We start from the raw sequence: 8,886 nt of genomic DNA on the forward strand, positions 1-8,886 counted from the left end.
CGGCTGCGCGCCGCGCTCGGCGCCGTCGGCATCGCGGCGCTGGTCGCAGCGACGCTAGTGCCGACGATGGCGCGCTCGGCGTCGAACTATGTCGTCGGCGCGAAAACCTTCACCGAGCAATATGTGCTGGCAGCCCTGATCGCGCAGCGGCTGAACGCGGACGGGCTGTCCGCGACCACGCGCGCCGGTCTCGGCTCCAGCGTGATCTTCGATGCGCTCAAGGCCGGCGATATCGACGTCTATGTCGACTATTCCGGCACGCTGTGGGCCAACCAGTTCCATCACACCGACATCCGGCCGCGCGAAGAGCTGCTGGCCGACTTGAAGGCGATCCTGGCGAAACAGGACATCACGCTGCTCGGCGAGCTCGGCTTTGCGAACGCCTATGCGCTGATCATGCCGAAGCAGCGTGCGGAAGCGCTCGGCATCCACACCATCGCCGATCTTGCGGCACTCGCGCCGTCGATGTCGATCGCCGGCGATTACGAATTCTTCTCGCGGCCGGAATGGGCCGGCATCAAACAAGCCTACGGATTGTCGTTCCGGACCCAGCGGCAGATGCAGCCGGATTTCATGTATGCCGCCATCGCTTCAGGGGATGTCGACGTGATCGCGGGCTATACCAGCGACGGGCTGATCGCGAAATATGATCTCGTCGTGCTCGGCGATCCCAAACACGCGATCCCGCCCTATGACGCGGTGATGCTGCTCGCGCCCAAGCGCAAGGATGATGCAAAGCTGCGCGCGGCATTGCAGCCGCTGCTCGGACGGATCGATATCGCCGCGATGCGGGAAGCGAATTTGCGCGCCGCCGGCAATGATGGCTCCTCCTCGCCGGACGCGGTGGCGCGCTGGCTGTGGGAGAAGATCGGGACGAAGTGAATCCCTTCGTCATTGCGAGGAGCGAAGCGATGAAGCAATCCATGCCTCCGCTTGCGGCGAGATGGATTGCTTCGCTTCGCTCGCAATGACGGAGAAGTGGGAATAGCGCCCCTCACAGCCCCTTGATCACACCCGCGTCGATCAGGAGGCGGTTGAAGCGGCGCGCCTCGGCGCCGTCCTTGCAGGCATAGAACAGGCCGTTGCAGCGGAGCATGATGTGCTTCTGCTCCTCGAACGAGGGATCGAGCGGAATGCCGGCGGCTTCCTGGATCACCAGCGGCAGATAGGCCGCATCGATCGTCTCCATCACGGCCGGCGATTTCACCGGTTCGAAATTGATGGCGTCGATTGCATAGTAGGTCGCGAAATAGCGCGGGTCGTACTTCTCGAGCTTCTTGCCGATTCCGGCCGCATCGAGGCTCGGGTCAAGAAGATGCGGCGCGAATTCCGGCTGGTGATCGCCATAGCGCACGATCAGGAACGGCTGCGCCGGAAACTTCTTCTTCAGTCCCGCGACGAAGGCGGCATAGTCGCTGGCGCTCATCGCCTGCCGGCGCAGATACTCGTCGATGACGGGCGTGTTGCCGAGCGGGCGCCAGGACGGCGTCAGGTCCGCCCGCAAGGGCGTCTTCCACGGGAAATGGTTGGCGGCGAGATAGACGAAGGTGAACTGCGGCGCGCCGGGCGGCTGCTCCGCCATCAGCCGCAGCGCCTTGTCGTAAAAGAAGCGGTCGGGTTCGACATCCTTTGCGCCGAGATCGCGCGCGTCGTAGAAGCGCTGGATGCCGGTCGTGGCCTGGAAGCTGCGCGCGCTCATGAAGGCGCCGAACGCCGGATAAAGCGAAAGCGTGTTGTAGCCGCAGCGGCGAAGCGCAAGCGGCAGCCCGCGCTCGACGCGGCCGGAGGCGATGCGGGTGACGAAGTAGGCGAAACGGCCGAAGGAGCGCGAGGAGAGCCCCGCGAGCACGTTGTATTCGGTGAACCAGCTCGGCCCGCCATTGCTCTCGGCCAGGAATTTTCGCTCCACGCCGTCATAGGATTTGAACTGCGCGCCGTAGCCCGGCGGCATCCTGACGCCTTCGGCCGCACGGATATCGAAGCTCGATTCATCGTGGATCAGGATGATGTTCGGCCGGCGGCCGGCCGGATGGCAGGAATCCACCAGCGGAATCTTGAGGTGCTCGCTCGCGACCGCATCCGACTCCATGAAGCCGTAGTTGATGAAATCGGAAACCGCCGTGACGCCCGAGCGAGCGAATTTCGAGAGATAGCCGTCGTCGTAATAGCCGCGCCAATCCTCATCCGGCCAGGTGACGGCGTATCCGGCCAGCGCGGCAAGGCACGCCAGCTTGCAGGCCAGCGCCGGCAGGCGACGGACGCGGAACGGATCGAGCCACCACAGCGCATACATCAAGGGTAGCGTGACGGCGCCTGCGCCGATCAGCGACCAGCGCAGGTTCGGGAAGATCGTCAGCAGAAAGGACGCGGTGTCGTGGTCGATCACCATCAGGTCGACGAAGTTCGCGGTCATCTGCACGACTTCGTGCTTGAACCGCGAGAGCAGCACCAACGCCACCACCAGCGTCAGCGACAGCGCCCCCGATAGCGCCGGCCGCCGCAGCAGCGCAATGAAGAAGAAGTTAAGTGTACCCCAGGACAAGAGGAAGCAGAGGCGCGAGCCGAAATCGGTCTCGGTCTGCACCAGGATCGCGAGCGCCGCCATCTGCGGCGCGGCGACGGCGAGCAGGCGCCAGATGCCGATCGCGGCCAAGCCGCCCGCAATCGCGGCAATCGAAGAACCTTGATTTGGCGCGGGCGCCATGGCTGACGACGCAACATTCCCCGGCGCAGTAGTTCGCCTTGGCTGGAGGTGACCAGGAGGCGGACGACGCAGCCGGAACCCGCGTCGCGTCACAAAACCGTAATGTAATCGTCATGAATGCGCAATGAATTTGCGGCCGCGGGCAGGAGGCAGGGTAAATCCACGTGCAGCAGACGGGCAAAGGACGTCCCCTACAAGCAATCCAACGGCACATGAGGAGGGCGCCGAATAGGCGGTGCGCGCGGGCCTCGCCTTGATCGAAACCGTGGCCAAGCTCGATGCGGGCCATACGACCTCGTTGCAGGTGCGTATCGGTATCGCCACGGGCCTCGTGGTCGTCGACGATCTGCACGGTGAGGGCGCCGCCCTCTGGGATAAAGCTGCCCGATGCAGCCGCACGTCCGTTCTGCTGGCGTGAGCGGACACAACGCAGTCCGAAACCAATGTCAGGGAAGAGCCAAACTCGGAAGTTCCGATTTTGCGAAACTGTTGCTCTCCACCTGCGAAAGTCGCCTGAGAGCCGACGTTACTTCTCTTCAGCTCAGGGGCAGCTACAACGGCAAGACCAACGAGAGCGGGTAATTGCCGACACCGCCGCTCAGGGTAAAATTGATCGATTCGAGACCGCGAGAGCATGATCCGGAAAAGTGGAAACCGGTTTTCCCTCGCGACAAACGCGAAGCTTTTGCGCGAAGATCGTGCTCAAACAAACAGATGAGATCATATCCGATTCCATTTAATCGGATCATGATCTACTAATCTTACTCAACGGTTGTTATCCGACTTCGATATCCGACGAATACCGGCGGCTTTGCGCGGGGGATGATCCGATGGAGTCCAGCAGGGCAGATTTTTCGACGATACTAAACCGCATTCTTGATACGGCGGCGGACAATCTCAGGATCGCAAAGATTCTGATTCAACTGGGTCTCGATCCCAACAACATCACCTACGACGCACTATTCGGCCGGCTGCTGGAAATTGTGCTGGCCAACATCACGCTTGCCAACATGTTCGCCCTCGTTGGCGCCATCTTCTTTGTCGCTACCTTGCTGATGCAGACAATGGTGCCGCTGCGCGTCGCGAACATGGCCGGCTGTACATTCTTCGTCGCCTTTGGCGCGCTCTCCGGAAACGTCGCGACTTTTCTCCTGTATCTGCTGTTGCTGCCGATCAATGCCGTTCGCCTGCGTCAAATGCTCAATCTGATCAAGAAGGCGCGTATCGCGACGGAGGGCGACACCTCGATGGAATGGCTCAAACCGTTCATGACCGAACGCAGATATCGCCGGGGCGACATATTGTTCAAGAAGGACGATGCAGCTACCGAAATGTTCCTGGCGGTCACAGGAACGTTTTTGGTCACGGAAATCGGCGTCGAACTTCCACCGGGACGTCTCATGGGCGAACTTGGCTTCCTTACTCCCAATAAACGGCGAACCGCGACGGTCGAATGCATAGAAGACGGGCAAGTGCTGACCATAACTTATGAGAGGTTGCTCGAAATCTACTTTCAAAATCCGCAATTCGGTTATTACTTTCTCGTCCTCACCAGCCAGCGCCTGCTGGAGAACATCTCGCGGCTAGAAGGAACTATCGCACAAGAGAAAGCCGCGCGGCAGACTACAGCCACGGACGACATAACTTAACCTTTGGCTCCTGATTGCCTCACACTGCCACGTCCCGACGGCAGTGCCGGTCTCGTGAGGCAACAATTTCCGGTTGGGGTTATTTTTGGACCTGAGCGCGATAGCGGATGAAGTCCGTTTTTCCGCGATCAACGGATATCGCCAGCGCTGCGCTTCACTTCTGAAAAGTGTCAGGAAGACACGCGCTCAAGGGATCTCGTAGACCGACACCTTGTCCGCGATGCCGCTCAACGCCACGCGTCTGAGCGTTGGCTTTAGCCCGTTGCTCTCAAGCAGAGCCCGGGCATGCGCGTTTTCCAGCACCGATTCCGTCACCACGATCGAGCGTGAGGCAGCAAGGCCCTGGACGCGCGACGCGATGTTTACAGTCTGGCCAAAATAGTCCTGCTGGGCATTGAGTGTGACCGCGAGGCATGATCCTTCATGGATGCCCATCTTCAGGCGCAGGCTCTGATGCTGACGCTCGGCGCCAAGATCGCTCATCGCCTCGCGCATGCGGATCGCAGCGGCGATGGCACGGTCAGGCGTTTCGAAGGTCGCCATCACGGCATCGCCAATGGTCTTCACCACGGCCCCCCTTTCGGACGCGATAATCTCCTGCAGCAGCCTGAAATGCTCGTTGACGAGATCGAAGGCAACGAGGTCACCGACGCGCTCATAGAGTTCAGTGGAGTCCTTGAGATCACTGAACAGGAAAGTCAGGCTCAAAATCTTGAGACGCTGACCAATGGCGAGCGTTTCGGTCCGGTAGATGTCGCGGAAGGTCTGATTGGTGAGGAGGCGCTTTGCATTGAGAATGGGCTTGCGTCGCTTCAGGAGGTCGTTCAGCGCCTGGTTCGCCACCCATATAGCCGGCAACACGCGACTTTCGGTGCGGTTTTCCAAAGCCAGGCGCAGTGGCCCTGGGCGCAAGGCAATGGTGTCGACCGGAACCTGGACCTTGTTGAAGATCACGGACAGGTTCTGGCGCTCGCTCGCCTCCTCGCCGCCGACATCAAGGAACTGGGCCGTATGCGTCACGGGATCGAATACGATCAACGTGCCCTTCGGCAATTGCAACGAAAGGATGGCCCTTTCTCCTGGCGGCAAGTCGACGCTTTCGAGCGTGACCTCCTGCAGCAGCTTCTCCAGATCGGCTGGGAGATCGATGGCCGAACTCCAGAAGATCTGACGATAATATTCGGCCGCGGACAGTTCGTCGGGATTGTGGGCCGCGATCTTCCGAACGCGCGGGCTTACCGTGAAGCTCACCTCGATCAGGTTGTCGAGCGTCGTCTCATAGCCCGCGGCGCAGAAAGCGCAATTATACTGCGCCCGGTCCAGGGTCTTTAGGCTCTTATTAGCGGAAAGAACACCGGCGCAACTTGGGCACATGACGTTCCACGTCATCTCGAAAATGCCGAGCCCCACCGCATTCAGGAGCGCGGCAATGACCCGCTCCTCATCGATACCGTTGCGGGCCGCGAGATCAAGTGCGTTCATCCTGTTCAAGGCATGATCGGGGGCATCCCGCACCATGCGCTCGAGCATCTCCACCACGTCGTCGTCGGCCGACTGACGCAGGGCCACAAACAAAGTCTCCGCTTCGTCCATGCGACGATGCTACACGAAAAAAGGCAAAGCCGAAACCCCACTCACCCATCCCTTGGGTGTTCGTTGAGTGTCCTATTCACCGTTGGACACAAAGCAAAATGTCGGCCTTGGCGACAAGCTTGGGGTGGCCATCACGTTTCCCAACACCGACGGGGCGTCGCATTAGTCCGACTACCGCCGAGCTTTGAACCCATTTCGCTCCATGTTCGCTAATGGGTCAAAAGCGTCGTCTTGATCGTCTGGCGATCACTTCCGATCTGCCCCGACAAACGCACGATTTCAGAGCCACGCCGTACTTGGCTCGAAAAAGCTCTAGGATTGGTCCCCGACGAGATGGAATCTGCGGCCGAGCTGGTGATGCACGGTGATGACGGCGCGGTCGACGTCGCTGATCAGGCTGTCGCCGAGGACGACGTTCGGGATTTCCCAATTGCGGCCCGCGCTCGCATGCGGCCGGGCGGAGACGGCGACAACTTGCGCCGTCTCGCATCCCGGCTGACTGCGCAGCGCGTCATTGGCGATCGCGGTCAGTTCCGCATGGTTCTTGCCGATGGTGGACATGCAAGCTCCGGTGACGGGCGAATGCGGCGAGGGCATGACATGTCGCCGGCATGCTCACGCTGATGGCATCAGGCCGAGACGCTTGGCGATGATCCGGTCGAGCGTGCGCTTCGGCAGGATTGACGCCATGATGAGCTGCATCGGATCCGGCGTGATCTGGTAACGCACCTTTGGGTTCGGCGCCGTCAGCGCCTTGAAGATGGTCTCAGCGATCTTCTCCGGCGGCAGGGCGTTCGTGCCAAGCAACGCCAAGAATTTCCGCATCCGCTGCAACGCCGGGAAGTAGGGCGAGTTCTGGTAGGCGGAAATATCGACCTCTTCCGCCTTGTCCCAGATCAGCGTCTTCACCGCGCCGGGCGCAACGATGATGACGTCGATGCCGAACAGCATCAGTTCGCGGCGCAGGCTCTCCGAAAACCCCTCGATCGCGTGTTTGGAAGCCGAATAGGCAGATATCAGCGGGTTGCCGTTCCTGCCCGAAACGGAAGAGATCATCACCACCCGCCCCTTCGCACCCCGCAGCGACGGATCGGAGCCGAGCAGCGGTGCGAACGCCTGGGTCGCGATCACCGGCCCGATGACGTTGACGTCCATCTGGCGGCGGAATTCGTCTGCCGAAAGCTCGAGCACCGGGCCCACCACCGCAATGCCGGCATTGTTAACGAGGCCCGCAAGCGTCTCGCCATTCAGCGCGTCGCGAACCTGGCGTGCGGCGGCAAGCACTGCGGCCTCATCGGTGACGTCGAAGATCAATGGCGTGAAATTGGCGCCGAACTCGGCTGTGAGCCGGTCGGCATCGGCCTGCTTGCGCACGCTGCCGAACACGCGGAAGCCGCGGTCGAGCAGAAACCTGGCCGCCGCCCAGCCGATGCCGGTGGACAGCCGGTGATCACGACCGATCTCATGACTGGTCTCCCCTGATGTTCCCGGGGACATCTACAGCGTTTTCGAGCGAAGTGGATACCGGTTCGCCTGAAGAAAACGCTGCAGGCTTGATCCAGCCGAGCGGCAGGCACGATCCGGCGATCTTGAGTTGAATTGGTTACGTCCTGCTAACCTTCCCCGCGAGCTCCAACCGGGACCGGGTTCCAGCTTAACGCAGGCGTAAGACCGCGCTTGCCATTTTCAGGACCAACCAGAGAACCTGCAACAAGAACAATTCCAATGATGGTGCAACAGCCGGCTCACTCGATCATCGCCGAACTCGAGGAAGCCGTGAGAGACGGCTCGTCGGCGAAGCGGATCAAGACCCTTCGGCGGGTCACGGACCTCTTCCTGAACGACGGCGAACGCTTGAGCGACGAACAGGTCAAGGTGTTCGACGACGTCCTGTGCCTCCTGATCACGCGCGTCGAGAGCCGGGCCAAAGCCGAGCTCAGCAAGCGCCTCGCGCCGATCGACTACGCACCGTTCGAGGTAATCCAGCACCTGGCCAAGGACGACAAGATCGAGGTCGCCGGCGAAGTGCTGGCGCATTCGATCCGCGTCTCGACGGAGACCCTGGTCGAGGTTGCCAGCACCAAGGGACAGGACCACCTGCTTGCGATCTCCGGCCGCGCCAATATTCCCGAAGAAGTCACCGACGTGATCGTCGATCGCGGCGAGGTGCGCGTGATCCGCCGGCTCGCCAACAATGCCGGCGCGCGCTTCTCGGAGGCCGGCTATTCCGGCATCGTCGCGCGCGCTGAAGATGACGACGAGCTGGTCGAGATCCTGGGACTACGCATCGATCTTCCGACCAAATTCCTGCGCGAGCTGCTGCACCGCGCCAAGGACGCCGTGCGCGCCCGCCTGCTCTCGATCGCGCCGCCGGCGCTGCAGGAGGAGATCCGCGAGGTGCTCGACGAGATCGCGCGCGAGGAGCCTGCGGTGCGACGCAGCTTCGGCATTGCCGAACAGCTCGTCAAGCTGATGAAGAAGCTGAACGAGCTGGACGATGCGGCGGTGTTCCAGTTCGCCGAAGCGGGCAAGTTCGACGAGGTGATCGTCGCGATTGCGCTGCTCAACGACGTTGAGCCCGAGATGATCGCGCGGCTGATGGAGGGGCACCGCTCCGACCTGATCCTGATCCCCTGCCGCGCGGCCAGACTGAACTGGCCGACGGTGGAGACGATCCTGGGCAACCGGCCGGCAGCGCAACCGATCTCCGCGCAAACCATGGAGCAGGCACAGCGGGATTTCCGCCGCCTGTCGATCGAGACCGCCCAGCGCACCGTGCGCTTCTGGCAGCTCCACAACCGGATCGAGAAGCCGGCGGAGGGACGATTGGGCGCGAGCTAAGTCGCGGCGCCCGTTATTGCGAGCGCGACGTCTCCCGTCATTGCGAGCGCAGCGAAGCAATCCATCTCACCGCTTGTGGCGGCATGGATTGCTTCGCTG

General features: G+C 61.5%; 7 protein-coding genes and 1 pseudogene. 4 read left to right on the plus strand and 4 right to left on the minus strand.

Annotated features, from left to right (window positions below):
• A partial coding sequence (locus CWO89_RS36440; RefSeq protein WP_283813572.1) for a glycine betaine ABC transporter substrate-binding protein occupies nt 1-882 on the plus strand: 882 nt, incomplete at its 5' end.
• Nucleotides 883-994: 112 nt separating this feature from the next.
• On the opposite strand, the gene CWO89_RS36445 is transcribed toward CWO89_RS36440, so the two are convergent.
• Complete coding sequence (locus CWO89_RS36445) at nt 995-2,704, minus strand: sulfatase-like hydrolase/transferase (RefSeq protein ID WP_130583223.1); 1,710 nt, start codon at nt 2,702-2,704, stop codon at nt 995-997.
• 235 nt (nt 2,705-2,939) lie between these two features.
• On the opposite strand from CWO89_RS36445, the gene CWO89_RS36450 reads away from it, so the two are divergent.
• Entirely contained in the window at nt 2,940-3,122 is a 183-nt protein-coding gene (locus CWO89_RS36450) for a nucleotidyl cyclase domain-containing protein (protein ID WP_130583224.1), read from the plus strand.
• A gap of 412 nt (nt 3,123-3,534) precedes the next feature.
• Nucleotides 3,535-4,353, plus strand: coding sequence for a Crp/Fnr family transcriptional regulator (locus CWO89_RS36455; RefSeq protein ID WP_130583225.1), 819 nt, complete (start codon nt 3,535-3,537; stop codon nt 4,351-4,353).
• 186 nt (nt 4,354-4,539) lie between these two features.
• Here CWO89_RS36455 and CWO89_RS36460 read toward each other — a convergent pair whose 3' ends face one another.
• The 3 genes and pseudogenes from CWO89_RS36460 to CWO89_RS36470 all read right to left on the minus strand — a co-directional run bounded on the left by CWO89_RS36460 (nt 4,540) and on the right by CWO89_RS36470 (nt 7,412).
• Nucleotides 4,540-5,946, minus strand: a complete 1,407-nt coding sequence (locus CWO89_RS36460; protein WP_130583226.1) for an adenylate/guanylate cyclase domain-containing protein — start codon at nt 5,944-5,946, stop codon at nt 4,540-4,542.
• A 312-nt stretch (nt 5,947-6,258) separates the two neighbouring features.
• A complete protein-coding gene (locus CWO89_RS36465; RefSeq protein WP_130583227.1) occupies nt 6,259-6,507 on the minus strand; it encodes a hypothetical protein in 249 nt (82 codons plus the stop codon).
• A gap of 54 nt (nt 6,508-6,561) precedes the next feature.
• Nucleotides 6,562-7,412, minus strand: a pseudogene (locus CWO89_RS36470) (SDR family oxidoreductase).
• 259 nt (nt 7,413-7,671) lie between these two features.
• Here CWO89_RS36470 and CWO89_RS36475 point away from each other — a divergent pair.
• Nucleotides 7,672-8,787, plus strand: a complete 1,116-nt coding sequence (locus CWO89_RS36475; RefSeq protein ID WP_245476741.1) for a DUF2336 domain-containing protein — start codon at nt 7,672-7,674, stop codon at nt 8,785-8,787.
• Nucleotides 8,788-8,886 lie beyond the last annotated feature (99 nt).

Origin of the sequence: Bradyrhizobium sp. Leo170, from assembly GCF_004296405.1 — a bacterium.
Classification (GTDB): Bacteria; Pseudomonadota; Alphaproteobacteria; order Rhizobiales; family Xanthobacteraceae; genus Bradyrhizobium.